The 23840-nt window shown below is 72.8% G+C and carries 22 protein-coding genes; 9 read left to right on the top strand and 13 right to left on the bottom strand.

The annotated features are described in order from the left end of the window. Positions 1 to 8: 8 nt before the first annotated feature. The 6 genes from EIZ62_RS29125 to EIZ62_RS29100 all read right to left on the bottom strand — a co-directional run bounded on the left by EIZ62_RS29125 (position 9) and on the right by EIZ62_RS29100 (position 6408). Positions 9 to 1736, bottom strand: coding sequence for a serine/threonine-protein kinase (locus EIZ62_RS29125; RefSeq protein ID WP_156695650.1), 1728 nt, complete (start codon positions 1734 to 1736; stop codon positions 9 to 11). Between the two features lie 85 nt (positions 1737 to 1821). Beyond that, positions 1822 to 3120: a DUF6986 family protein gene (locus EIZ62_RS29120; RefSeq protein WP_156695649.1), complete on the bottom strand. Its 1299-nt coding sequence runs from the start codon at positions 3118 to 3120 to the stop codon at positions 1822 to 1824. 152 nt (positions 3121 to 3272) lie between these two features. Further along, positions 3273 to 4235 (bottom strand): electron transfer flavoprotein subunit alpha/FixB family protein, encoded by a 963-nt coding sequence (locus tag EIZ62_RS29115; RefSeq protein ID WP_156695648.1) that lies wholly within the window; start codon positions 4233 to 4235, stop codon positions 3273 to 3275. Positions 4236 to 4367: 132 nt separating this feature from the next. Next, on the bottom strand, positions 4368 to 5153 hold the full coding sequence (locus EIZ62_RS29110; RefSeq protein WP_156695647.1) for an electron transfer flavoprotein subunit beta/FixA family protein: 786 nt from the start codon (positions 5151 to 5153) through the stop codon (positions 4368 to 4370). A gap of 189 nt (positions 5154 to 5342) precedes the next feature. After that, positions 5343 to 5879: a flavin reductase family protein gene (locus EIZ62_RS29105; protein WP_156695646.1), complete on the bottom strand. Its 537-nt coding sequence runs from the start codon at positions 5877 to 5879 to the stop codon at positions 5343 to 5345. Positions 5880 to 6078: 199 nt separating this feature from the next. Next, complete coding sequence (locus EIZ62_RS29100; RefSeq protein WP_244376326.1) at positions 6079 to 6408, bottom strand: TlpA family protein disulfide reductase; 330 nt, start codon at positions 6406 to 6408, stop codon at positions 6079 to 6081. Positions 6409 to 6684: 276 nt separating this feature from the next. Here EIZ62_RS29100 and EIZ62_RS29095 point away from each other — a divergent pair, with 276 nt between their 5' ends. Then, positions 6685 to 7407, top strand: a complete 723-nt coding sequence (locus EIZ62_RS29095) for a lysophospholipid acyltransferase family protein (protein WP_156695644.1) — start codon at positions 6685 to 6687, stop codon at positions 7405 to 7407. Positions 7408 to 7477: 70 nt separating this feature from the next. Here EIZ62_RS29095 and EIZ62_RS29090 read toward each other — a convergent pair whose 3' ends face one another. From EIZ62_RS29090 to EIZ62_RS29075, 4 genes are all read right to left on the bottom strand, one after another. Beyond that, on the bottom strand, positions 7478 to 8170 hold the full coding sequence (locus tag EIZ62_RS29090) for a B3/B4 domain-containing protein (RefSeq protein WP_156695643.1): 693 nt from the start codon (positions 8168 to 8170) through the stop codon (positions 7478 to 7480). A 179-nt stretch (positions 8171 to 8349) separates the two neighbouring features. Beyond that, positions 8350 to 9447, bottom strand: a complete 1098-nt coding sequence (locus tag EIZ62_RS29085; RefSeq protein WP_425281857.1) for a threonine aldolase family protein — start codon at positions 9445 to 9447, stop codon at positions 8350 to 8352. Further along, on the bottom strand, positions 9426 to 10190 hold the full coding sequence (locus EIZ62_RS29080; RefSeq protein WP_156696647.1) for an SDR family NAD(P)-dependent oxidoreductase: 765 nt from the start codon (positions 10188 to 10190) through the stop codon (positions 9426 to 9428). The genes EIZ62_RS29085 and EIZ62_RS29080 overlap by 22 nt, the downstream gene beginning before the upstream one ends. Before the next feature lie 26 nt (positions 10191 to 10216). Next, the gene (locus EIZ62_RS29075; protein ID WP_156695642.1) at positions 10217 to 11629 is read right to left on the bottom strand and encodes a DUF6421 family protein; all 1413 of its coding nucleotides are present in this window, start codon (positions 11627 to 11629) and stop codon (positions 10217 to 10219) included. A 375-nt stretch (positions 11630 to 12004) separates the two neighbouring features. Between EIZ62_RS29075 and EIZ62_RS29070 the strand changes: the two genes are divergently transcribed. Further along, entirely contained in the window at positions 12005 to 12688 is a 684-nt protein-coding gene (locus EIZ62_RS29070) for a glycerophosphodiester phosphodiesterase (protein WP_156696646.1), read from the top strand. Positions 12689 to 12871: 183 nt separating this feature from the next. Further along, positions 12872 to 15559: an ATP-dependent Clp protease ATP-binding subunit gene (locus tag EIZ62_RS29065; RefSeq protein WP_156695641.1), complete on the top strand. Its 2688-nt coding sequence runs from the start codon at positions 12872 to 12874 to the stop codon at positions 15557 to 15559. Between the two features lie 63 nt (positions 15560 to 15622). Here EIZ62_RS29065 and EIZ62_RS29060 read toward each other — a convergent pair whose 3' ends face one another. Beyond that, a complete protein-coding gene (locus EIZ62_RS29060) occupies positions 15623 to 16183 on the bottom strand; it encodes a GNAT family N-acetyltransferase (RefSeq protein ID WP_156695640.1) in 561 nt (186 codons plus the stop codon). Positions 16184 to 16325: 142 nt separating this feature from the next. Here EIZ62_RS29060 and EIZ62_RS29055 point away from each other — a divergent pair, with 142 nt between their 5' ends. The 4 genes from EIZ62_RS29055 to EIZ62_RS29040 all read left to right on the top strand — a co-directional run bounded on the left by EIZ62_RS29055 (position 16326) and on the right by EIZ62_RS29040 (position 19460). After that, complete coding sequence (locus tag EIZ62_RS29055) at positions 16326 to 16880, top strand: DUF5134 domain-containing protein (RefSeq protein ID WP_156695639.1); 555 nt, start codon at positions 16326 to 16328, stop codon at positions 16878 to 16880. 106 nt (positions 16881 to 16986) lie between these two features. Beyond that, the gene (locus EIZ62_RS29050; protein ID WP_156695638.1) at positions 16987 to 17922 is read left to right on the top strand and encodes a M56 family metallopeptidase; all 936 of its coding nucleotides are present in this window, start codon (positions 16987 to 16989) and stop codon (positions 17920 to 17922) included. Positions 17923 to 17995: 73 nt separating this feature from the next. Beyond that, positions 17996 to 18691, top strand: a complete 696-nt coding sequence (locus EIZ62_RS29045; RefSeq protein ID WP_156695637.1) for a phosphatase PAP2 family protein — start codon at positions 17996 to 17998, stop codon at positions 18689 to 18691. A gap of 127 nt (positions 18692 to 18818) precedes the next feature. Further along, positions 18819 to 19460, top strand: a complete 642-nt coding sequence (locus EIZ62_RS29040; RefSeq protein ID WP_156695636.1) for a TetR/AcrR family transcriptional regulator — start codon at positions 18819 to 18821, stop codon at positions 19458 to 19460. Positions 19461 to 19463: 3 nt separating this feature from the next. On the opposite strand, the gene EIZ62_RS29035 is transcribed toward EIZ62_RS29040, so the two are convergent. After that, positions 19464 to 20981, bottom strand: coding sequence for an LVIVD repeat-containing protein (locus EIZ62_RS29035; protein ID WP_156695635.1), 1518 nt, complete (start codon positions 20979 to 20981; stop codon positions 19464 to 19466). A 177-nt stretch (positions 20982 to 21158) separates the two neighbouring features. Here EIZ62_RS29035 and EIZ62_RS29030 point away from each other — a divergent pair, with 177 nt between their 5' ends. Both EIZ62_RS29030 and EIZ62_RS29025 read left to right on the top strand, forming a co-directional pair. Further along, positions 21159 to 21824, top strand: coding sequence for a DUF305 domain-containing protein (locus EIZ62_RS29030; RefSeq protein ID WP_156695634.1), 666 nt, complete (start codon positions 21159 to 21161; stop codon positions 21822 to 21824). 204 nt (positions 21825 to 22028) lie between these two features. Further along, positions 22029 to 23387, top strand: a complete 1359-nt coding sequence (locus EIZ62_RS29025; RefSeq protein WP_156695633.1) for an FAD-dependent oxidoreductase — start codon at positions 22029 to 22031, stop codon at positions 23385 to 23387. Between the two features lie 46 nt (positions 23388 to 23433). On the opposite strand, the gene EIZ62_RS29020 is transcribed toward EIZ62_RS29025, so the two are convergent. Further along, positions 23434 to 23814 (bottom strand): ArsR/SmtB family transcription factor, encoded by a 381-nt coding sequence (locus EIZ62_RS29020; RefSeq protein ID WP_167536436.1) that lies wholly within the window; start codon positions 23812 to 23814, stop codon positions 23434 to 23436. Positions 23815 to 23840 lie beyond the last annotated feature (26 nt).

Below are 23840 nucleotides of genomic sequence, written 5' to 3'. Positions count from 1 at the left end.
GCGGCGGCTCAGCAGACGGGCAGGCCGGGCAGCGGCTGGTCGTTGTCGCCGCCCTTGATGTAGACGTCGCTGACGTAGACGCCGGTGTTGCCGCTGTCGTCGTCGGTGCGGGCCCACCAGGTGTTGGTCCAGTCGCCGTGGGTCTCGCGGCGGCCCAGGTCGGACTGGCAGTAGAAGTAGTTGGTGCCCGCGTTGAGGACGCCGGCCTGGCTGCCGTCGGCGCGGTGGGACGTGGCGGTGCGCCAGACCTGGCAGTTGTACTTCCCGCCGCCGGTGGAGTGGCACACGGGCGCCGGGGCGGGGGCTCCCCCGCCGCCGGTGGTGGTCGCCGCGCCGCCGCCCGTCGTGCCGGACGTGCCGCCGGTGCTCTTGCCCGCCCCTCCGGACGTGCCTCCGGAGGTGCCGCCGTCAGTGCCGCCGCCGGGGGTCGTCGCTGAGGGGGAGGCGGTGGCGCGCGGCTTGTCGCCGGCCTTTGTGGAGGGCTTCGCGTCCGCCGGCTCGGAGGCGGACGGCTGGGCCGCGGGTGACGTGCCGGCCGCGGACGGGGCGGTGCCCGGGTCGAGCGGGCGGCCCGGGTCCGGGGTGGAGCCGGGGTCGGCCTGCCCACCGGCCAGTTCCTGACCCGTGGCCGGCTTCTTGCCGCCGTCCATGAAGGCGTACGTCACGCCTCCTCCGGCCAGCAGGACCGCCGCCGTCGCCACCGCGACGAGGACCTTGCCGCGGCTCTTGCGCTCGGCCGGCGCCACCGGGGCCGTGGGCACGCCACCGGCCGTCGGCAGGGGGGCGACGGGCTGTGCCGGGGGCGCCGTGGGCGCGGGGCCGAAGCCCTGCGGCTGGTGGGGCAGGACGGTCCGCTCGGTCGGGACGTACACCGGCGCCGCGGCCGTGGGGCCGGGGTCGGCGCCCTCGGCGACCGCTGCCAGGAGCCGCGCCGCGGTCGTCGCGTCCGGCCGCTGCGCCGGGTCCTTGTGCATCAGCTGCCCCAGTACGGGGCCGAGGGCGCCCGCCCTCCGGGGTTCGGGCAGGGGTTCGGTGACGATCGCGGTGAGCGTCGACCACGTCGACGTACGCCGGAAGGGGGAGGCGCCTTCGACCGCCGCGTACAGCGTGGCGCCGAGCGCCCATACGTCGGACGCCGGGCCGGGGTCCTGGCCCTGGGCCCGCTCGGGGGCCAGGTAGTCGAGGGAGCCGACGATCTCGCCGCTGCGCGTGAGGTGGGCGGTGGAGCCGTCACCCGGGTCGTCCATGGCGGCGATGCCGAAGTCGGTGAGGACGACCCGGCCGCCGCGGTCCAGCAGCACGTTCCCGGGCTTGACGTCGCGGTGGAGCACCCCCGCCGCGTGGGCGGCGGCGAGCGCCTCCAGCACCTTCGCGCCGACCGCGGCGGCCTCGCGCGGGTCCATGACGCCGTGTTCGGCGAGGACATCGTCGAGGGACGGTCCGTCGACGAACTCCATGACGATGACCGGGCGGCCCTGGTGGTCGGCGACGTCGTGGACGGCGATGACCCCGGGGTGGCGCACGCGCGCGGCGGCCCGCGCCTCGCGTTGCATCCGCAGCCGCAGGTCGGCCAGTTCGTGGCCGGAGGAGTCCGTGTACGTACGGAGCTCCTTGACGGCCACCTCGCGGCCCAGTACCTCGTCGACCGCGCGCCAGACGACGCCCATGCCGCCGCGCCCGAGCTGCCGGACCACCCGGTAGCGCCCGGCGATCAGTTCGTTCTCCCCCGAAGACACCGCTGCCCCGTTCCCTGTGTCGTGTTCCCGTCCGAACGCGTTACAGAGTACGGGGCAGCGATGACAACCCTGACGACAGCCGTCCCTACGGGGCGGTCGCCGTCAGGTCGCCTCGGCGCGGCGCGGCGAAGCCGTCGAGGTCCGCGCGGGTCAGTCCGGTGAGACGGGCGACCTCGTCGGTTCCGAGGGCGCCGCAGTCGATGCCGCGCAGCAGGTAGGAGCTGAGGGCCTTGGCGGTGGCGGGCTCGTCCATGACGTCGCCGCCCGCCTGGTTGGCGTACGCGGACAGGCGGGCGGCGGCCTGTTCGAAGCCCTCGCGGTAGAAGGCGAAGACGGCGGCGTACCGGGTGGGCAGGTGGCCGGGGTGCATGTCCCAGCCCTGGTAGTAGGCGCGGGCCAGGGCGCGGCGGGTGAGGCCGTAGTGCAGCCGCCAGGCGTCGTGGACCTTGTCGGTGGGGCCGACCGGGAGGACGTTGGTGGAGCCGTCGGACACGCGTACGCCGGTGCCGGCGGCGGCGACCTGCATGATCGCCTTGGCGTGGTCGGCGGCCGGGTGGTCGCTGGCCTGGTAGGCGGCGGAGACGCCGAGGCAGGCGCTGTAGTCGAAGGTGCCGTAGTGCAGGCCGGTGGCGCGGCCCTCGGCGGCGTCGATCATGCGTGCGACGGTGGCGGTGCCGTCGGGCGCCAGGATGGCCTGGCTGGTCTCGATCTGGATCTCGAAGCCGAGGCGGCCGGCGTCGAGGCCGTGGGCCTTCTCGAAGGCCTCGACGAGCCGTACGAAGGCGCTGACCTGTTCGGCGTAGGTGACCTTGGGGAGGGTGAGGACGAGCCCCTCGGGGAGGCCACCGTGCTCCATGAGTCCGCTGAGGAAGACGTCGGTGGTGCGGATGCCCCGGTCCCGTACGGCGGCCTCCATGCACTTCATGCGGATGCCCATGTACGGGGCGGCGGTGCCGGTGGCGTACGCCTCGGAGATCAGGCGGGCGGCGCGGGCGGCGTCCGCGTCCTCGGCGGCGCCGTCCTTCCCGCCGTAGCCGTCCTCGAAGTCGACGCGGAGGTCCTCGATGGGCTCGTGCTCCAGCTTGGCCCGCACGCGCGCGTGGACGTCGTCGGCGAGTTCGTCGGGCAGGCCGAGGGCGGCGGCGAGGGAGGCGGCGTCGGGGGCGTGCTCGTCGAGCATGGCGAGGGCCTGGTCGCCCCAGGAGCGGATGGTTCCGGCGTCGAAGGCGTCTCCGGGCACGTAGACGGTGTGGACGGGCTGGCGGGTGCCCGGGTCGCCCGGGTAGCGGCGTGCGAGCTCTTCGTCGACCGAGACGAGGGAGGCGCTGATGCCCTCGCTGACCGCGCCGGCGAGGCTCGTTGCCACCTTCTCCTGCTGACCCATTCCCACACCCTCCAAATTTCCACTACACGGAATCAACAATCCGTATGGTGAAGTTAATGGGTGTCATTGACCTGCGTCAATGGTCGCCCCAACGACGCGGGGCCGCGCGGTGGACTCACCGCGCGGCCCCGGAGCCGGAGAGATGCCGCAGGTCAGCCCTTGCGGGTCTTGATCTCCTCGGTCAGCTGCGGGACGACCTGGAACAGGTCGCCGACCACGCCGTAGTCGACCAGGTCGAAGATCGGGGCCTCGGCGTCCTTGTTGATGGCCACGATGGTCTTCGAGGTCTGCATGCCGGCGCGGTGCTGGATCGCACCGGAGATGCCGGAGGCGATGTACAGCTGCGGCGAGACCGACTTGCCGGTCTGGCCGACCTGGTTGGAGTGCGGGTACCAGCCCGCGTCCACGGCGGCGCGGGAGGCGCCGACGGCGGCACCGAGGGAGTCGGCGAGGTCCTCGATGATCGAGAAGTTCTCGGCGCCGTTGACGCCGCGGCCGCCGGAGACCACGATCGCGGCCTCGGTCAGCTCGGGGCGGCCGGTCGACTCGCGCGGGGTGCGGGAGACGACCTTGGTGCCGGTGGCCTTCTCGGAGAACGAGACGGCGAGGGCCTCGACGGCGCCGGCGGCCGGGGCGGCCTCCACGGGGGCCGAGTTCGGCTTGACCGTGATGACCGGGGTGCCCTTGGACACACGGGACTTGGTGGTGAAGGAGGCGGCGAACGCCGACTGGGTGGCCACCGGGCCCTCGTCGCCGGCCTCGAGGTCGACGGCGTCGGTGATGATGCCGGAGCCGATGCGGACCGCGAGGCGGGCCGCGATCTCCTTGCCCTCGGCGGAGGACGGGACGAGCACGGCGACCGGGGACACGGCCTCGTGGGCGGCCTGGAGGGCGTCCACCTTCGGTACGACGAGGTAGTCGGCGAACTCGGCGGCGTCGGCGGTGAGGACCTTGACCGCGCCGTGCTCGGCGAGCGTGGCGGCGGTGGCCTCGGCGCCGGAGCCGAGGGCGACGGCGACCGGCTCGCCGATGCGGCGGGCCAGCGTCAGCAGCTCCAGGGTGGGCTTGCGGACGGCACCGTCCACGTGGTCGACGTAGACGAGAACTTCAGCCATGGGACTTCAATCTCCTGCGGTGCGAAGAGTCTGGGGGCGGGGAGTGGCTCGCGCGAGCCCGGGGAGTGTCTGCGAAGTAGCGTCGTCCGCCCGGAGGGCGGGGCCGGGCAGACGGGACTTCGCAGGCACGACCTAAATGAACTTCTGGCCCGCGAGGAACTCGGCGAGCTGCTTGCCGCCCTCGCCCTCGTCCTTGACGATGGTGCCGGCCGTGCGGGCCGGACGCTCCGCGGCCGAGTCGACCTTGGTCCAGGAGCCCTCGAGGCCGACCTCGTCGGCGTCGATGTCCAGGTCGTCCAGCTCCAGGGACTCCACCGGCTTCTTCTTGGCGGCCATGATGCCCTTGAAGGACGGGTAGCGGGCCTCGCCCGACTGGTCCGTCACGGACACGACGGCCGGCAGCGAAGCCTCCAGCTGCTCGGACGCGGTGTCGCCGTCGCGGCGGCCCTTGACGGTGCCGTCCTCCACCGAGACCTCGGAGAGCAGGGTGACCTGCGGGACGCCCAGGCGCTCGGCGAGGATCGCCGGCAGGACGCCCATGGTGCCGTCGGTGGACGCCATGCCGCAGATGACCAGGTCGTACCCGGTCTTCTCGACGGCCTTGGCCAGCACGAGCGAGGTGGCCATGACGTCGGAGCCGTGCAGGTCGTCGTCCTCGACGTGGACCGCCTTGTCGGCGCCCATGGACAGCGCCTTGCGCAGCGCGTCCTTGGCGTCCTCGGGGCCGACGGTGAGCACGGTGATCTCCGCGTCGTCGGCCTCCTCGGCGATCTGGAGCGCCTGCTCCACCGCGTACTCGTCCAGCTCCGACAGCAGGCCGTCGACGTCGTCGCGGTCGACGGTCAGGTCATCGGCGAAGTGCCGGTCGCCGGTGGCGTCGGGCACGTACTTCACACAGACAACGATCCTCAAGCTCACGCCGGCTCTCCTACACATCGTCATAACTGGGCTGCCTTGTTGCACGCAGCATAGGCGCCTGATGGGACGGTTTCCGCTCGGGGCGGTGGACGCCCCTCCCGAAATATTACTCGTCAGTACATCGATTGCTTTCCCGGTAAGCAAGCGCTTTGAACTGTGACCTTGCCAACGCTCCGTAACCGGGACTTCTCAGTCGCGCAGAGCGTTGAAGCGCCCCTCGTGGTACAGCAGCGGACGGCCGTCGCCGGACGCGTCCCCGGCGACCACCTCGGCCAGCACCAGGCGGTGGTCGCCGGCCGGGACGCGGGCCACGATCCGGCCCACCAGCCAGGCCTGCACCCCGTGCAGCACCGGTACGCCCTCGGGCCCCTCGTACCAGCGCGTGGGCGCGCCGAAGCGGTCGGCGCCACTGCGGGCGAAGGTGGCGGCGAGCTCCCGCTGGTGCTCTCCCAGGACGTGGACCCCGATGTGTCCGGCCTCCGCGAGGACCGGCCAGCTGGAGGACGAGGTCCCTACGCCGAACGAGATCATCGGGGGGTCCGCGGAGACCGAGGTGAGCGAGGTGGCGGTGAAGCCGACGGGCCGCTCGCCCCGGGCGGTGATCACCGCGACGCCCGCCGCGTGCCGCCGGAAGACGGAGCGGAGCAGCTCGGGTCCGCCGGGGCGGGGTGCGGGCCGCTGGGGAGGCAGGGCGGCCTGGAGGCCGGGGTGGGGCGAGACCGTCATGGAGGGGTCCTTCTGCGGAGGGCGCGGGGCGGTGTTCCGTGGCTGCTCAGACACCCGGACAGCGCGCGCTCGCGTTGCGGGCGGGGTCGGCGTCCGCCCGCCCGTGAAGGAGAGGTTCCTGGGGCACGGCGTCAGCCTGTCGATCGATGGCATGCACAGTCAAGGGCGGGCCGGGATGTGCGACGTGTGTCACTGGGCGTCACACCGCCTGGCCGAGCGCGACGATGACGTCGGCCTTGCGGGGCTGGCCGGCCGCCCTGCGGACGATGCGGCCCTCGCCGTCGAGGACCAGGACCGTCGGGGTCCTGGCGATGGCCAGCTCGCGCACCAGGGCGAGGTGGTGCTCGGCGTCGATCTCGACGTGGGCGACGCCGTCGACCATCGCGGCGACCTCGGCCAGGGTGCGGCGGGTGGCGCGGCACGGCTGGCAGAACGCGCTGGAGAACTGCACGAGCGTCGCCCGCTCCCCCAGCGGCGCCCCCAGCTCGTCCGCGCCGAGCACGCTCCGGTCCGTCCCGGTCGCCCGCACTCCCGCGTCGCGCACTGCGGCCTCCTGTCTCTCGTCCACGGCCCCCACCCTTCGGTGGTGCCCCCCGGTCCAGCGCGAAAACGGGTCCGTAGGATTCCCGATAGGGGCATGAAACCCCTCCTGAGCGGACATGACGTGACGAGGATCTCGCTGTCCGGAGTCGTCAGGACTGGTCTGTACGGCGCCCATGGTGCACGATCGGCGCAATGCCGTACCTACGGCTGCGTAACTTTGCCGGGAGAATCCTCCCGAGGCACAGAGGAAGGGTCTTCTCCCGTGGCAGAACTCGTCTATCGGCCGGTCATCGGCGCCGCACTCACGATGTTCAAGGCGCTCGACCTCAAGATCGACACTCAGGGTTCGGAGAACATCCCGCGCACCGGCGGGGCCGTGCTGGTCAGCAACCACATCAGCTATCTGGACTTCATCTTCACCGGGCTGGCGGCGCTGCCGCAGAAGCGGCTGGTGCGCTTCATGGCCAAGGACTCGGTGTTCCGCCACAAGATCTCCGGCCCTCTGATGCGCGGGATGAAGCACATCCCGGTCGACCGCCAGCAGGGCGAGGCGGCCTACCGCCACGCCCTGGAGTCCCTTCGTGCGGGCGAGATCATCGGGGTGTTCCCCGAGGCGACGATCTCCCAGTCGTTCACGCTCAAGAGCTTCAAGTCCGGGGCGGCGCGCCTGGCGCAGGAGGCGGGCGTCCCGCTGATCCCGATGGCCCTGTGGGGCACCCAACGGGTGTGGACCAAGGGCCGGCCCCGCAACTTCCGGCGCAGCCACATCCCGGTGACGATCCGGGTGGGCGAGCCGGTGGAGGCGCCGTCCGACCAGTACGCCGGCGCGATCACCCGGCGGCTGCGCGAGCGCGTGCAGGAACTGCTCGAGGCGGCGCAGCGCGCGTACCCCGTGCGCCCCAAGGACGCCGCCGACACCTGGTGGGTCCCGGCGCACCTCGGTGGCACCGCCCCGACCGCGGCGGAGGTCCGCGAGGCGGGCTGAGCGCCCCCGGGCTCCGGCAGGGGCGGGGCGGACGCCGGGTCGCTGCCCCGGCCGGGCGCCGCCACGCGGGTCAGGCCGGGCCGTGGACGGTGATCCGCGCGCCGGGGCTGAGCTTCTCCAGCGTCTCGGCCAGTTCGGCGCCCGCGGCCTCCAGGGCCGTGAGCGGCATGGGGGCGAGGCCCTCCAGCAGGAACAGCGCGTTCACCGACCGCTCGGTGAGGCGGGTGCGGACGCCCTGCCGCCAGTTCCAGCGGCGGCACGTGACGCCCTCGTCGTCGCACCAGACCACTTCCCCGGCCTCCGGGTGCTCGACGACCTCCCGACCGCCCGCGGCGGTGACGAACGGCTCCGTCCCGGTGGCGCGGAGCAGCCGCATGCCGCCCCGGATCCGGTCGGTGTCCTCGCCGCCCACCGGGACGAGGTGGGCCACGCTGACGGCGTTGTAGGCGTCGACGAGCAGGTTGATGCGGGGCAGGCCGCCGTCGGCGAGGGCGCGCCGGGCGAGGGCTTCGGCGGAGTTGCGCGTACGGGACGGCTTGGCGCCGAAGGCGCTGTACGCCTCGCGCCAGGCGGCGACGTGCTGGTCCTCGTGCGGGGCGCGGCCGTCGAGGCGGGCGGCGAGTCGGCGGGCGGCGTCGTCCAGGAGGGCGGAGCTGGTGGCGTCGCTGGGTCCGTTGACCAGTCCGCGCGCCTCGACGGCGAGAGGGGTGAAGCCGGGGACGAGGGCGCGTACCTCGTCGGCGACGGTGAGCGTCAGGGTCATGGTCGGCCGTTCCGGGTCGCGGGCGAATGGCGTGGTGCGCCGTGGGGCGATCAACGCCCGTGGTTCACCTTACAGCACCACGCAGTACACTCCATTGGACTTCGCTGTCCCGGGCGCAAACGACGACGCGGCCGGCCCGGAGTCCTTCGACTCCGAGCCGGCCGCGTGGCCGTGCAGGGTTACGCGTGCGCCATCTCTTCCTTCAGCGCCAGCAGGAACGCGTCGACGTCGTCCTCGGTGGTGTCGTACGAGCACATCCACCGCACGTCGCCGGCCGCCTCGTCCCAGAAGTAGAACCGGAAGCGCTCCTGGAGCCGTCGCGTCACCGCGTGCGGGAGCCGGGCGAACACGGCGTTCGCCTGGACCGGGTAGAGGATCTCCACCCCGTCCACCGCCCGCACACCCTCCGCCAGGCGCTGCGCCATCGCGTTGGCGTGCCGGGCGTTGCGCAGCCACAGGTCCTTGGCGAGGAGCGCCTCGAACTGCGCCGAGACGAACCGCATCTTGGAGGCGAGCTGCATCGACATCTTGCGCAGGTGCTTCATGTGGCGGGCCACGTCCGGGTTGAGCACCACCACGCACTCGCCGGCGAGCATGCCGTTCTTGGTGCCGCCGAAGGACAGGACGTCCACGCCGACCGCGTTGGTGAACGCCCGCATCGGGACGTTCAGCGAGGCGGCCGCGTTGGCTATCCGGGCGCCGTCCAGGTACACCTTCATGCCCAGGCCGTGGGCGTGGTCCACGATGGCGCGGATCTCGTCCACCGTGTAGACGGTGCCCAGTTCGGTGTTCTGGGTGATCGAGACGACCTGCGGCATGGCGCGGTGCTCGTCGTCCCAGCCGAACGCCTGCCGGTCGATCAGCTCGGGCGTCAGCTTGCCGTCCGGGGTCGGCACGGTCAGCAGCTTGAGCCCCGCCATGCGCTCGGGCGCCCCGCCCTCGTCCACGTTGATGTGCGCGGACTCGGCGCAGATCACCGCGCCCCAGCGGTCGGTGAGCGCCTGGAGGGCGGTGACGTTGGCCCCGGTGCCGTTGAACACCGGGTACGCCTCGGCGGTGGGGCCGAAGTGACTGTGCATCACCCGCTGGAGGTGATCGGTGTACACGTCCTCGCCGTAGGCGACCTGGTGGCCCCCGTTGGCGAGGGCGATGGCGGCCAGGACCTCGGGGTGGACGCCGGCGTAGTTGTCGCTGGCGAAGCCCCGGACCGCCGGGTCGTGGCGACGCTTCGCGTCCGTCCTGGCGGTCAGGGGGTTCACGGCTTGGGGGTCAGCCACAGGCGCTGTCCATTCACTTCCCGGGCGGGCTTGTCCCAGACGGCGGCGATCTCGTCGGCCAGATCCATGACGTCCGTGAAGCCCGCGAACTTGGCGTTCGGGCGCTCGGCGCGCATGGCGTCGTGCACCAGAGCCTTCACGATCAGGATCGTAGCCGCGGCCTTCGGGCCCTCCTCGCCGCCCGCCTTGCGGAAGGCGTCGCCGAGCGCGAGCGTCCACGCCTCGGCGGCGGCCTTGGAGGCGGCGTAGGCGGCGTTCCCGGCGGTCGGCTTGCTGGCACCGGCGGCGCTGACCAGGACGTAGCGGCCGCGGTCGCTGCGCAGCAGCCCGTCGTGGAAGGCGAGCGTGGTGTTCTGGACCGTGCGGATCAGGAGCTTCTCCAGGAGGGTCCAGTCGGCGAGGTCCGTCTCGGCGAAGGTGGCGCTGCCGCGCCAGCCGCCGACCAGGTGGACCAGGCCGTCGATCCGCCCGAACTCCTTCTCGGTCTTGTCGGCCCACTCGCGGGCCGCGGCCGGGTCGAGCAGGTCGACGGTGTCACCGACGACGGTCGCCCCGCCGTGCGCGTACCGGGCGGCGTCGACCGCCTCCGCGAGCCGCTGCGGGTCGGCGTCGGAGGCGACCACGGTCGCTCCGGCCTCCGCGAGCCGCAGCAGGGCGGCCCGGCCGGCCGCTCCCGCCGCTCCGGCCACCGCGACGACGGCGCCCTCGAGCGGGCCGCCGTTTCCGTTGCCCTTGCCGTTCATGGTCGACGTCTCCTCCGTACGAGAGCTCACGCGGCGACCCTCTCGGCGGCCTGGTCACCGGCGTTGTCGGCGGTGATGCCCTTGGTGGAGGCGATCACGTTCTTCAGCTTCTTGGAGAGGGCCTCATAGAACATGCTCAGCGGAAACTCGTCGGGAAGCACGTCGTCGACGAGCTTGCGCGGCGGCAGGCCCAGGTCCAGGGCGTCGGGGCCCTTGGCCCAGCGGGAGCCGGGGTGCGGGGCGAGGTAGGTCGACACCAGGTCGTACGCGGCGAACCAGTGGACAAGCTTCGGGCGGTCGATGCCGTCGCGGTAGAGCTGCTCGATCTCGCCGCACAGCTGGTTGGTGACCTGCGGGGCGCGCTGCCAGTCGATCTTCAGCGTGTTGTCGGTCCAGCGCAGCACGTCGTGCTTGTGCAGGTAGGCGAAGAGCAGCTGGCCGCCGAGGCCGTCGTAGTTGCGGTTGCGGTCGCCGCTGAGCGGGAAGCGGAACATCCGGTCGAACAGCACGGCGTACTGGACGTCACGGCCGTGCGCGTTGCCCTCGGCCTCCAGCTTCACGGCCTCCTTGAAGGCGGTGAGGTCACAGCGCAGCTCCTCCAGGCCGTACATCCAGAACGGCTGGCGCTGCTTGATCATGAACGGGTCGAACGGGAGGTCGCCGTGGCTGTGGGTGCGGTCGTGGACCATGTCCCAGAGCACGAAGGCCTTCTCGCAGCGGTCCTGGTCGCCGAGCATCTCGCGGATGTCGTCGGGCAGGTCGAGACCGAGGATGTCCACGGCCGCCTCGGTGACGCGGCGGAAGCGGGCGGCCTCGCGGTCGCAGAAGATGCCGCCCCAGCTGAAGCGCTCGGGGGCCTCGCGCACGGCGATCGTCTCGGGGAACAGGACGGCCGAGTTGGTGTCGTAGCCGTCGGTGAAGTCCTCGAAGGTGATGCCGCAGAACAGCGGGTTGTCGTAGCGGGTGGCCTCGAGCTCGGCGAGCCACTCCGGCCAGACCATGCGCAGGACGACGGCTTCCAGGTTGCGGTCCGGGTTGCCGTTCTGCGTGTACATCGGGAACAGCACCAGGTGCTGGAGGCCGTCGGCCCGGTTGGCCGCGGGCTGGAAGGCCAGCAGCGAGTCCAGGAAGTCCGGCACGGCGAAGCCGCCGTCGGCCCACTTGCGCAGGTCGGCGACGAGCGCCCGGTGGTACGCGGTGTCGTGCGGGAGCAGCGGGGAGAGCTGCTCGACGGCGGAGACGACACGGTCGAGCGTGGTCTCGACGACGGCGCGGGACGGGGCGCCCTCGGCCTCGAAGTCGATGGAGCCGTCCGCGGACTGCCAGGGGCGGATCTCCTGCACGGCATTCTTGAGCTCGGGCCACGCCGGGTGCTCGACCACCCGGACATCGGCGGAAACATCCCCGCCCGTTACATCCTGCACAAGAATTTCCGTCATCACCATTCCTCCACGGGAGAACCTCGCGTCAAGGAACCGTATCCATGGATGCTTCTCCGCCACAAGGGGAGCAAGAAGAGAATATCCTGCCGACCCCCCGCCCCAACCGGTGTTTTTCCTGTCACACGCGGGGTACGCAGCCGCTTCCACGCAGTTTCGGCACCGCCACGGCCCCTGGACGCGTGACCGGTTTCACGCCCCCAACGACGCGCCCACGTACGGGTGAAGAGCATCGCGGCGCGCCGGGCGGAGCCGGATCGACCGGCTTCCCCGTGCACGAAGGGTTCCCTCCCGGGTACGGATCGTTAGGCTGCGACGGTGCCGCGGGTGGCACGGCACCGTGCGGCAACCGCCGTCGACGGAAGCGAGAAGATCTTGAGTTTCCTCACCATCGGTCATCGCGGAGTCATGGGTGTCGAGCCGGAGAACACCCTGCGGTCCTTCGTCCGCGCGGAGCACGCGGGCATGGACGTCATCGAACTGGACCTGCACCTGAGCAAGGACGGCGCCCTGGTCGTCATGCACGACGCCGAGGTGGACCGGACGACCGACGGCACCGGGGCCGTCGCCGACAAGACCCTGGCCGAGCTGCGGGAGCTCGACGCCGGGCTGGGCGAACGGATCCCGGTGTTCGAGGACGTCCTGGACGCCGTGCGGATCCCGCTCCAGGCGGAGATCAAGGACGTGGCCGCCGCCCGGGCACTGGCCGAGGTGATGCACCGGCGCGACCTGACCGGGCGGGTGGAGGTCTCCTCGTTCCACGACGAGGCGGTCGCCGAGATCGCCCGGCTCGTACCGGGCGTCCGCACCGTGCTCATCGCCAGTCACTGGGGCGACGACATCGTGGCCCGGGCGCTGGCGGTGGGCGCCGGCGCGCTCGCGCTGAACATCCGCCGCCTCACCCTGGAGACCACCGAACGGGCGCGGGCGGCGGGGCTGCGGATCATCGCCTGGGTGGTCAACACACCGGAGCACCTGCGGCTCGTCAGGGCCCTGGAGCTGGACGGGGCGACCACCGACCACCCGGAGATCCGCCGCACGGGCCGCTTCACGGCCTGACGCCCGGCGGCCCGGCCCCGGGGGCGTCACGCGCCTCCCGGGGCGGCCGGACCCCGCGTCCCCCTCCCGTGTCACTGGTGTCACAGGTGTAACCGGAAAGCGCTCGGGAACCCGCGACCTGGATCCAGCAGGTCTTCTCGTACAGCGTGTCCCGGCCATTACCGGACACCGGAACGGACGCATATGAGCAGCGGTTTTATGGGTCCGGAGGGTTACGGCTCCGACCCGTTCAGCGAGTTTCTGGCCCGCTTCTTCGGGAGCGGGGCGGGATCGTCGCCCGCGGGCGGGCGGCCCATCCCCCGGTACATCGACATCGGTCGCCTGATGAGCGAACCCGCGCGCCGGATGGTCGGCGACGCCGCCTCGTACGCCGCCGAACACGGCAGTACCGACCTGGAGACCGAGCACCTGCTGCGGGCGGCCCTCGCCACCGAGCCCACCCGTGACCTGATCGCGCGCGCGGGCGCCGACCCCGACGCCCTGGCCGACGAGATCGACCGGACGGCCGGCGAGGGGCCGCCGCAGTCCCGGATCGCCGTCACGCCCGCCGTCAAGCGGGCGCTGCTCGACGCCCACGACCTGGCCCGGCACACGGGTGCCTCGTACATCGGGCCCGAGCACGTGCTGGCGGCGCTCGCCTCGAACCCGGACTCGGCGGCGGGGCGGATCCTGAACGCGGCCAAGTTCGACCCCGGCTCCGTGCAGGGCTCCGGACCCGGGCGCGGCGGCCCCGGCCCGTGGGTGGGCGACACCGAGCAGCGGCCCGCGCCGCCGCGCGGCACGCCCACGCTGGACAAGTACGGCCGCGACCTGACGGACATGGCCAAGGAGGGCCGGATCGACCCGGTGATCGGCCGGGACCTGGAGATCGAGCAGACGGTGGAGGTGCTGTCGCGGCGCGGCAAGAACAACCCCGTGCTCATCGGTGACGCCGGGGTCGGCAAGACGGCCATCGTCGAGGGCCTGGCCCAGCGCATCGCCGAGCACGACGTGCCGGACACCCTGCGCGACCGCCGGGTGGTGGCGCTGGACCTGTCCGGAGTCGTCGCCGGGACCCGCTACCGGGGCGACTTCGAGGAGCGGCTGAACACCATCATCGAGGAGATCCGCGCGCACTCCGGCGAGCTGATCGTCTTCATCGACGAACTGCACACGGTCGTCGGCGCGGGCGCGGGCAGCGGGGGCGGCGACAGCGGCCCGATGGACGCGGGCAACATGCTCAAGCCCGCGCTCGCCCGCGGTGAGCTGCACGTCATCGGCGCGACGACGATGGAGGAGTACCGCCGGTACGTCGAGAAGGACGCGGCGCTGGCCCGCCGGTTCCAGCCCATCCTGGTGCCGGAGCCGAACCCGGAGGACGCGGTGGAGATCCTGCGCGGCCTCCAGGACCGCTACGAGGCCCACCACCAGGTGCGCTACACCGACGAGGCGCTGCTCGCCGCCGTCGAGCTGTCCGACCGGTACCTGACCGAGCGGTTCCTGCCCGACAAGGCCATCGACCTGATCGACCAGGCCGGCGCCCGCGTCCGGCTGCGCACCCACACCGACACCGACGTACGGGCCCTGGAGCGGCAGGCGGAGCAGCTGTCCCGGGACAAGGCGCAGGCGGTGGCGGACGAGCAGTACGAGAAGGCGACCGAGCTGCGCGACCGCATCCAGGAGATCACTGAACGGATCAGGGCGGGGCGCGTGGAGCGGCCCGCCGGCGACGGAGCGGTCGTGGAGGTCACCGCCGAGGACATCGCCGAGGTCGTCAGCAGGCAGACCGGCATCCCGGTCGCCAGCCTCACCCAGGAGGAGAAGGCCCGGCTCCTGGGTCTCGAGGAGCATCTGCGGCAGCGGGTCATCGGGCAGGACGAGGCCGTCAGGGCCGTCTCGGAAGCGGTGCTGAGGTCCCGCGCGGGCCTCGCCGACCCGCGCCGCCCGATCGGCAGCTTCCTGTTCCTCGGCCCCACCGGTGTCGGCAAGACGGAGCTGGCCCGGGCCCTGGCGGACGCGCTGTTCGGCAGCGACGAGCGGATGGTGCGCCTGGACATGAGCGAGTTCCAGGAGCGGCACACGGTCAGCCGGCTGGTCGGCGCGCCGCCCGGGTACGTGGGGCACGAGGAGGCCGGGCAGCTGACGGAGTCGGTGCGCCGCCACCCGTACTCCCTGCTGCTGCTGGACGAGGTGGAGAAGGCCCACCCGGACGTGTTCAACATCCTGCTCCAGGTGCTGGACGACGGGCGGCTGACCGACTCGCAGGGCCGCACGGTCGACTTCAAGAACACGGTCATCGTGATGACCAGCAACCTCGGCTCCGAGGCGATCGGCACCGGACGCGGCATGGTCGGCTTCGGCGCCGCGGACGGCGGGGCGGCCGGCGACGCGGCGCGGGAGCGGGCGCTGCGGCCGCTGCGTGAGCACTTCCGCCCCGAGTTCCTCAACCGTATCGACGAGATCGTCATCTTCCGGCGCCTCGACGAGGAGCAGTTGCGCCGGATCACCGATCTGCTGCTGGAGGAGACCCGGCGCCGGATGCGCGCGCAGGAGATCTCGGTCGAGTTCGCCCCCGACGCCGTCGACTGGATCGCCCGCCGCGGCCACCAGCCGGAGTACGGCGCGCGGCCGCTGCGGCGCACGATCCAGCGCGAGGTCGACAACCACCTGTCCCGGCTCCTGCTGGACGGCAGGCTCCCGGCGGGCGGACGGGTGCGGGTGGCGGTCGACGACGGACGGCTGGCGTTCCGCACGGACGAACCGGGTGCCCCCGGAGAGCCGGCCGGCGCGCGGGCGGCGACCGGTGAGACGGCCGGTGACGCGACCGGTTCACTGGGCAAGCCCGGTGCCATGGACCGGCCCCCCGGGCTCCTCGGGCCAGGGCGCGGGTAGCGCGTCCCCGGCGGACACGGGCGGACCGGCACCGGCCGCCTGAGGAGTGCCGTACGCCGGGGCTCAGACGGTCTTCGCGAGCGTCTTCACCAGGAGCTCGAACTCGAGGTCGTCGCGCTGCGGCAGGCCGAAGCGCTCGTCGCCGTACGGGAACGGGGTCATCCGGCCCGTACGGCGGTAGCCGCGCCGCTCGTACCAGGCGATCAGCTCGTCGCGGACCGAGATCACCGTCATGTGCATCTCGCGCACGCCCCACTCGGCGACGACGAGCCGTTCCGCCTCCGCCATGACGCACCGCCCGAGCCCACCGCCCTGGAGGCCGGGCCGTACGGCGAACATGCCGAAGTAGGCGGCGTCGCCGCGGTGTTCCAGCTGGCAGCAGGCGACCGGCTCGCCGTCGCGCTCGACGACCAGGAGGCGGGAACCGGGCGTGCCGATGACCTCCCGCACGCCCTGCGGGTCGGTGCGCTGCCCCTCCAGGATGTCCGCCTCGGTCGTCCAGCCGGCGCGGCTGGAGTCGCCCCGGTACGCCGACTCGACCAGCTCGACGAGCACGGGGACGTCGGCCTCGGTGGCGTCGCGGTAGGTCAGTTCGTCCGCGCCCAGGGGCAGTGCGGTGTCCATGGCTCTCCCTCACGCTGTCGGTCCCGGTGTGCAGCGTAACGCGCCCTCTTCGCGCGCCCCCCGTACGCCCCTGCGCTCGCGTGGGACCCCGCCGGCACGGGCATCGTCCCGGTCGGAGCCGTCTCGCCGAGGGGGGTACGTCGTGCACGGACCTGCGATGTCCGGCTGGCTGCTGGTGGCGCTCTGCGGGGCGGCCGGCGCCTTCTGTCTGGCGCGGACGGCGAGCAGCACGGGCGCCGAGCGGCGGGCGGCGGCGGACGAGGCGGTGATGGGCTTCGGCATGGCCGCGATGGCCCTGCCGGCGGCCGTCCTCGCGCCGACCGGGTGGACCTGGGCGGTGTTCGCGGCGGTGTTCGGCGCCTCTTCGCTGCGCGCGCTGTGGGCGGCCCGGCGCGGCGCGGGCCACCATCTGCACCACCTGGTGGGGTCGCTGGCCATGGTGTACATGGCGGTGGCGATGGCCTCGGGGGGCGGGGGCGCGCACGCCGCCCACGCGGCGCCGGGCGGCGTCGCGCCGGTGACGGCGGTGCTGCTCGTCTACTACGCGGCGTACGTGCTGCGGGCCGGGCTGCGGCTGGTGCCCGCCGGTCCGGTGCCGGTACCGGACCCGGGTGGCCGTGCGGCGGGTCCCGAGGTGGTTCCGGCGTGCCGGGTGTCCATGGGACTGGCCATGCTGGCGATGCTGGCGGCCATGTGACCGCCGTTGCGGATTCCGTGGCGTGGGGGCTGCGGATTCCGTGGTGTGCGTCACTTGACGTGCCAGGCCATACCGGGGGACAGTCCCGCGCTCCTAAGGTGAGGGCATGCTGGTCTCCCTCGCGCTGCTCGGGCTCGGCCTTCTCACCGCCGTGGCGGCTCCGCGTCTGCTGGCGCGGGTCGCGTGGCCGGAGCGCGAGCCGGTCGTGGCGCTGTGGGTGTGGCAGTGCGTGGTGGCGGCGGTGCTGCTGTGCTTCGCCCTGTCGATGACGTTCAGCGCGGCGGCCGCCTGGCAGGCCGTCCGGGGTCACGTCTTCGCGCCCGCCCCGCGCGCGGTGGTCGAGGCGTACGAACTCGGCGCGCACGGGCCGTGGTCGGCCGTGCTCGCGGTCCTGCTCGCGTGCGGTGGCCTGTGGACCGGGGCGATGCTCACCCGGGAGGTGCGCCGGTCCCGGCTGGGGCACCGGCGCCGGCGCGCCGAACTCCTGGTGCGCGCACCGCTGTTGCCGGGCGAGGAGCCCGGCCCGGACGCGCTGGTGCTGCTGGAGGGTGAGCGGCCGGACGCCTGGTGGCTGCCGGGCCAGGTGCCCCGGCTGGTCGTCACCACCGGCGCGCTGCGCCGCCTGAAGGGGCATCAGCTCGATGCGGTGCTGGCCCATGAGCAGGGGCACGCGCGGGCGCGGCACGACTGGCTGCTGCACTGCTCGACGGCGCTGGCCACGGGTTTCCCGCAGATCCCGGTGTTCGCCGCGTTCCGGGACGAGATGCACCGCCTGGTGGAGCTGGCCGCGGACGACGTGGCGTCGAAGCGGTACGGGCGCCTGACGATCGCGCTCGCGCTGGTGGAACTGAACGAGCACCGCGGGGTGTTCGGACCCTGCCCGACGCCGGACGCCGGTCTGCCGCACCGCGTGAACCGGCTCCTGACCGCCGCGCCGCGGCTGACGGCGGGGCGGCGCCTGCGGCTGACGGCCGCCGCCGCGCTCGTCCCGGTCGTACCGCTGCTGGTGGCGTTCGTGCCGGCGCTGCGGGCGCTGGGCTAGGGAGTGTACGGAACGTACCGGCGTCCGCCCGGAGGGCGGGGATAGCCGGGCGGAGGCAGGGGAGGATCACCTCATGCACTCCCCCACCACACCCCCCACACGCCCCCCGTTCACTCCCTTCACCCCCCTCGCCTCCGTCGTCGCGCTGGTGTCCGGTGCCCTGTCGGCCCTGCTGCTGGTCCTGGTCGCCACCGAGTGGGGGCCGCTGATGTCGTTCGACCGCGCGGTGGCGGACGGGATGCACGACTCGGCCGTCCGGAGTCCGGAGCTCACCGGGACCAACCGGATCCTCAGCGATTGGGTGTGGGATCCGTGGGCGATGCGCGCGCTGGTCGCGGCGGGAGTGGTGTGGCTGTGGTGGCGCGGGGAACGGCTGCTCGCCCTGTGGGCGGCGGCGGTGAGCGCGGTGGGCTCCGCCGTGCAGCAGCTGATGAAGGTGGCGGTGGGCCGGGACCGGCCGCGGTGGCAGGACCCGGTGGACACGGCGCACTTCGCGGCGTTCCCGTCGGGTCACGCGATGACGGCCGCGGTCACCTGCGGGCTGCTGCTCTGGCTGCTGGCGCTGTTCGGCGCGGCCCGTCGGCTGAGGGTCGCCGTCCTGGCCGTCGGCGCCTTCTCGGTGGTGGGCGTGGGCCTGACCCGGCTGTACCTGGGCGTGCACTGGGCGTCGGACGTGGTGGCCGGCTGGCTGCTGGGCGGCTGCCTGGTGGCCGTCGCCGTGCTGGCGTACGAGCGGGCGGCCGCCCGGCGGGACGCCGCGTCCGCGTGACGAACGGACGAGCGATTCACGCACGGCGGTGCGGGCCGGGCAGACCGGACGATCCCCCGCGTCGCCCGGTCCGGCCGGCACGCCTCTGAGTATATTGGCTGTGAGCCAGTCAACGCAGGAGTTAAGCATGTCCCCGCGCAGCGCATCGGTCAATGAAGAGCTGCGGCGACGGTCGCGGGAGCGACTGCTCCAGGCGACGGTGGAGCTGGTCGCCGAGCGGGGGTACGAGGCGACGACGCTGGCCGACATCGCGGACCGGGCCGGTTCGGCGCGCGGACTGGTGTCGTACTACTTCCCCGGCAAGCGGCAGCTGCTCCAGTCGGCGGTGCACCGGCTGATGCACCTCACCCTGGAGGCGGCGCTGGAGCGCGAGCCGCGCAGCGAGGACGGGCGGGAGCGGCTGGCCCGGGCCATCGACGCGATCCTGGGGCTCGCGGTGGAGCGGCCGCTGCTGATGCGTACGCACATGGCGGGGATCCTCCAGGCGGAGGGGTTCGTGCAGGGGCCGGAGCAGCAGCGGCTGGCGTCCCTGCTGCGGGACACGGTGGACCGGTACGGGTCACGGGACGTGGACGCCGACTATCCGCTGCTGCGGGCCCTGCTGATGGGCGCCGTGTTCGCGGTGCTGCTGCCGGGGGCGCCGATGGCGCCGGCCCGGCTGCGGGCGGAGCTGTTCCAGCGGTACGGGCTGGACTGGGAGCTGGGCGTGCCGCCGGACGGGGAGCCGTCCGGCGGCACGCACGAGGGCGGTCAGCCGTTCCAGCGGTGAGCGTCAGTCGTCGTCGAAGTCGTCGAAGTAGTCGGGCTGGGTCTGGACGTTGAGTTCGTGCATCCGGACCCGCTTCGCCGGGTCGGTGCGGCGGTCGTCGAGCTTCAGTACGTCGAAGCCCTTGACCATGTCGTTCGAGTAGATGTGGCCGTTGTAGTAGTACGCCGACCAGGAGCCGCCGCCGACCAGCTGCTCGGCGCTGAGCGGGCCGCGCTCGAAGTAGGCGATCTCCTTGGGGCGGGCCGAGTCGGTGAAGTCCCACACGGAGACGCCGCCCTGGTACCAGGACTGGACCATGAGGTCCTTGCCCTTGACCGGGATGAGCGAGCCGTTGTGCGCGACGCAGTTCTCGGTGTCCGCCTGGTGGCGGTCGATCTTGAAGTAGCTGCGGAAGACGAGCTTGCGCTTGTCGCCCTTGCCGACGATGTCGTAGATGCCGTCGGCGCCGCGGTGCGGCCCGGTGCGCTCGTTGCAGGTGGCGCCGCCCCCGCCGCCCAGCTCGTCGGTGAAGACGACCTTGTTCGCGCGCTGGTTGAACGTCGCGGAGTGCCAGAAGGCGAAGTTGACGTTGTCCTGCACCTGGTCGATGACCTTCGGGTTCTCCGGGTCCTTGATGGAGAAGAGGATGCCGTCGCCCATGCAGGCGCCGGCCGCCAGGTCCTTGGAGGGCAGCACGGTGATGTCGTGGCAGCCGGTGGTCTTGTTGACGCCCGGGTTGGTGGGCGGGCCGGGGTTGCCGCCGCCGTCGGGGCCCTCGCCCGGGAACAGCACCGGGAAGCCCACGACCGCGGCCTTGTGGGGTGCCTTGCGGGGCACCTTGATGACGGAGATCCCGTCGTGCGGTGGCCGGCAGTCGGGGAAGGCGGCGCTGGGCGAGTAGGAGGAGACGTAGACGTAGACGTTCCGGCGCTCCGGCACGAGGGTGTGGGTGTGCGAGCCGCAGGCGGTCTCGACGGCGGCGACGTACCGGGGGTTGCGCTTGTCGCTGATGTCGAAGACCTTGATGCCCTCCCAGGAGGACTTCTCGGTGGCGGGCTGCGTGGTGCTGGTGCAGGAGTCGTCGCTGCGGGAGGAGTCGGTGGAGAGGAAGAGCAGGTCGCCGGAGACCGACACGTCGTTCTGGGAGCCGGGGCAGAGCACTTGGGCGACGGTCCTCGGGGAGGACGGCCTGCTGATGTCGAAGATCCGGAAGCCGTCGTAGTTGCCCGCGAAGGCGTACCGGCCCTGGAAGGCCAGGTCGGAGTTGATGCCGGTGAAGGCCTCGCGCGGGACGTTGGCGACGTGCTCGATGTTGGCGCTGTGGACGATCTCGTCCACGCCCGGGATCTCACCGGAGCGGATGGCCGCGCGGGCTTCCGCCTGGTCCTGGGCGGAGACGGTGCCCGGCGGGGCGGGGGCGTCTCCGGGGTCGGGGACGGCGGCCGCGGGGCCGGCCGTCAGGAGTGTCGCAAGAAGTCCGGCCGCGGCGGTGGCCACGCCCAGGCGTCTGCGTCGCACATGAGTGGCGCGCGACGAGGTCATCGCGTCGTCCTCCCTTGTCTCCGTTGGAAGCCGAAAGGGTGCACGGACCTCCGCAGTATCTTCCTCCGCATGTACATCTCAATAGCCCCGGCCCAGACTTGTTCCGTACGGACCCGGTGAAGCCGTCCGAACGCACCGGCCGGTCCACGCCGTTCCACGTGCCCCTGGAGGTCTTTCGTGTGGAAGCGCAGCGCAAGCGTCGCCGCAGCGGCCGTCCTGGCCCTCGCGGCCGCCCTGACGGCCTGTGAGGCGGAGCCCGCGGGACCGCGGGCGGGGGCGGAACCACGGCCCGCGGCGGCGGGCGCGAGCGGTGGCCCCGCGGTGGTGGCGCCCGGGAAGCCGGGCGAGCCCGCGAGGACGATCTCGCCGGAGGAGGCGCGCCGGGCGGTGCCGCCCGACACCCCCAACGCGGCGGACTTCACCTACACCCAGATGATGATCGTCCACCATGGCCAGGCGCTGGAGATGACGAAGCTGGCCGCGCGGCACGCGTCGTCCACGCGGGTGAAACAGGTGGCCGCGCGCATCGCGGCGGCCCAGGCCCCGGAGATCGGTGCCATGCGGGGGTGGCTGGAAACCAACGGTGGCCCCCGCCCGCACGCGGGCCACGACCACGGCACGATGCCGGGCATGGCCACCGCCGCCCAGCTGACCCGGTTGGGCGAGGCCCGCGGCAAGGCCTTCGACGAGCTGTTCCTGACGCTGATGATCACGCATCACCAGGGGGCGGTCACCATGGCGACCGAGGTGCTGTCGGAGGGCAACAACATCCGCGTGGAGGAGATGGCCAACGACGTGATCGCCCAGCAGACGGCCGAGATCTCCCGCATGCGCGCGATGTGACGATGCCCGCGGGACGGCGGCCCGGGCGAGGAGGGGGAGGCGGACTCGAACACCGGTGGTCGCCCGTCCGCACGCCCGGTAAGATCAACATTTACGGTGAAATGGCATCGTCCTGCCTCCGCCGGCGCGCGTCCACGCGTACACACCTCCCGCGTCCGGCGCGGCGGTGCGATGCTGGGAGTCCCTGCGGGAAGGAGCGCAGCCGTGCTTCGTGTCGCCGTCGTCGGTTCCGGGCCCAGCGGGGTCTACACCGCGCAGTCCCTCGTCGAGCAGACCGCGGTGCCGGACGTGCGGGTGCACGTCCTGGACCGGCTCCCCTGCCCGTACGGACTCGTCCGTTACGGGGTCGCACCGGACCACGAGAAGATCAAGTCGTTGCAGAACAACCTGCGGACGGTCCTGGAGCACGAGCGGATCGGCTTCGTCGGCAACGTCGAGGCCGGCGCGCGCGGCCTGACGCCCGAACGGTTGCTGGAGCTCTACCACGCGGTCGTCTACTGCGTGGGAGCGGCGCGGGACCGCCGTCTCGGCGTACCGGGCGAGGACCTGCCCGGCAGCTTCTCGGCCACCGAGTTCGTCTCCTGGTACAGCGCCCACCCGGACGCGGCCGCCCGCGGGTTCGTGCTGGGCGCCCGGTCGGCTGTCGTGATCGGCGTCGGCAACGTGGCGGTCGACGTCGCACGGGTCCTGGCGCGCGGGCCGGGTGAGCTGGACCCCACCGATGTGCCCGAGGCCGCGCTGGGCGTCCTGGCCGCGAGCCGGGTGCGCGAGGTGCACATGGTCGGCAGGCGGGGCCCGTCCCAGGCCAAGTTCACCACCAAGGAGCTGCGCGAGCTGGGCGCGATGCCCCGGGCCCGGGTCGAGGTGGACCCCGCCGATCTGGCGCTGGACCCGGCGTACGCGGATCCGGCGGGGCTTCCGGCGGTCGGCCGGCGCAATGTGGAGGTGGTGCGCGGCTGGGCGGACGCCACCGGCCGGGCAATGGGGCGGGACCCCGGCGAACGGGTCATCAGGATGCGGTTCTTCCTGCGGCCGGTGGAGGTGCTGGAGGAGGGTGGCCGGGCGGCCGGGGTGCGTTTCGAACGCACCGTTCCGGACGGCTCCGGGGGCGTGCGCGGGACCGGGGCGTACGAGGACGTCGAGGCGCAGCTGGTGCTGCGGGCGGTCGGCTACCGCGGGGTGCCGCTGGAGGGCCTGCCGTTCGACGCGTCGCGCGGGACGGTGCCGCACGCGTCGGGCCGGGTACTGCGGGACGGGGTGCCGTCGGCGGGCGAGTACGTCGCGGGGTGGATCAAGCGCGGTCCGACCGGGGTGATCGGCACGAACCGGCCGTGCGCCAAGGAGACGGCGGGCTCGCTGCTGGCGGACGCCCCGGCGCTGGCCCGGCGGACGGTGGCGGACGACCCGCTCGCCACGCTGCGCGCGTGGGGGCACCGGCCGGTGGAGTGGCCGGGCTGGCTGTCCATCGAGGAGGCGGAGACCGCCCTCGGCCGCACCCTGGGCCGCGGCTCGGTCAAGATCCCGGACTGGTCGGGCCTGTTGACGGCCGCCGGCCAGGAGTGAGCGGCCCGCCGGGGCGGGTGGTCGGCCGTCGCCGTGCCCGTGGTCGTCAGGGGGCGTTCAGGCGGGCGGCCTGCCCCTCGGCGGCGGACAGGACGGTGTCGAGGAGGCCGGGGAAGAGCGCGTCGAGGGCGTCACGGCGCAGGCCGTTCATCTTGGCCGTGCCGCGGTAGGTCTGGCGGATCACTCCGGCCTCGCGCAGGACGCGGAAGTGGTGCGTGGTGGTCGACTTGGTGACCGGCAGCTCGATGGACGAGCAGGACACCTCCGCGCCGGTGGCGGCCAGTTCGCGCACGACGCGCAGCCGCATGGGGTCGGAGAGCGCGTGGAGCACGCCTTCGAGGCGGATCTCGTCGCGCGCGGGGTGCGCGAGGTCGCGCGGGCTGGTCGCGGTGGTCACGGCGGCTCCAGGTTCATCGGGTGCCTCCATTGTACGAGCACTCTCGTAGTTTGACA

Origin of the sequence: Streptomyces ficellus (assembly GCF_009739905.1) — a bacterium.
Classification (GTDB): domain Bacteria; phylum Actinomycetota; class Actinomycetes; order Streptomycetales; family Streptomycetaceae; genus Streptomyces; species Streptomyces ficellus_A.
Note: the sequence above shows the minus strand (reverse complement) of the source record. Positions and strands in the feature narration are given on the sequence as shown.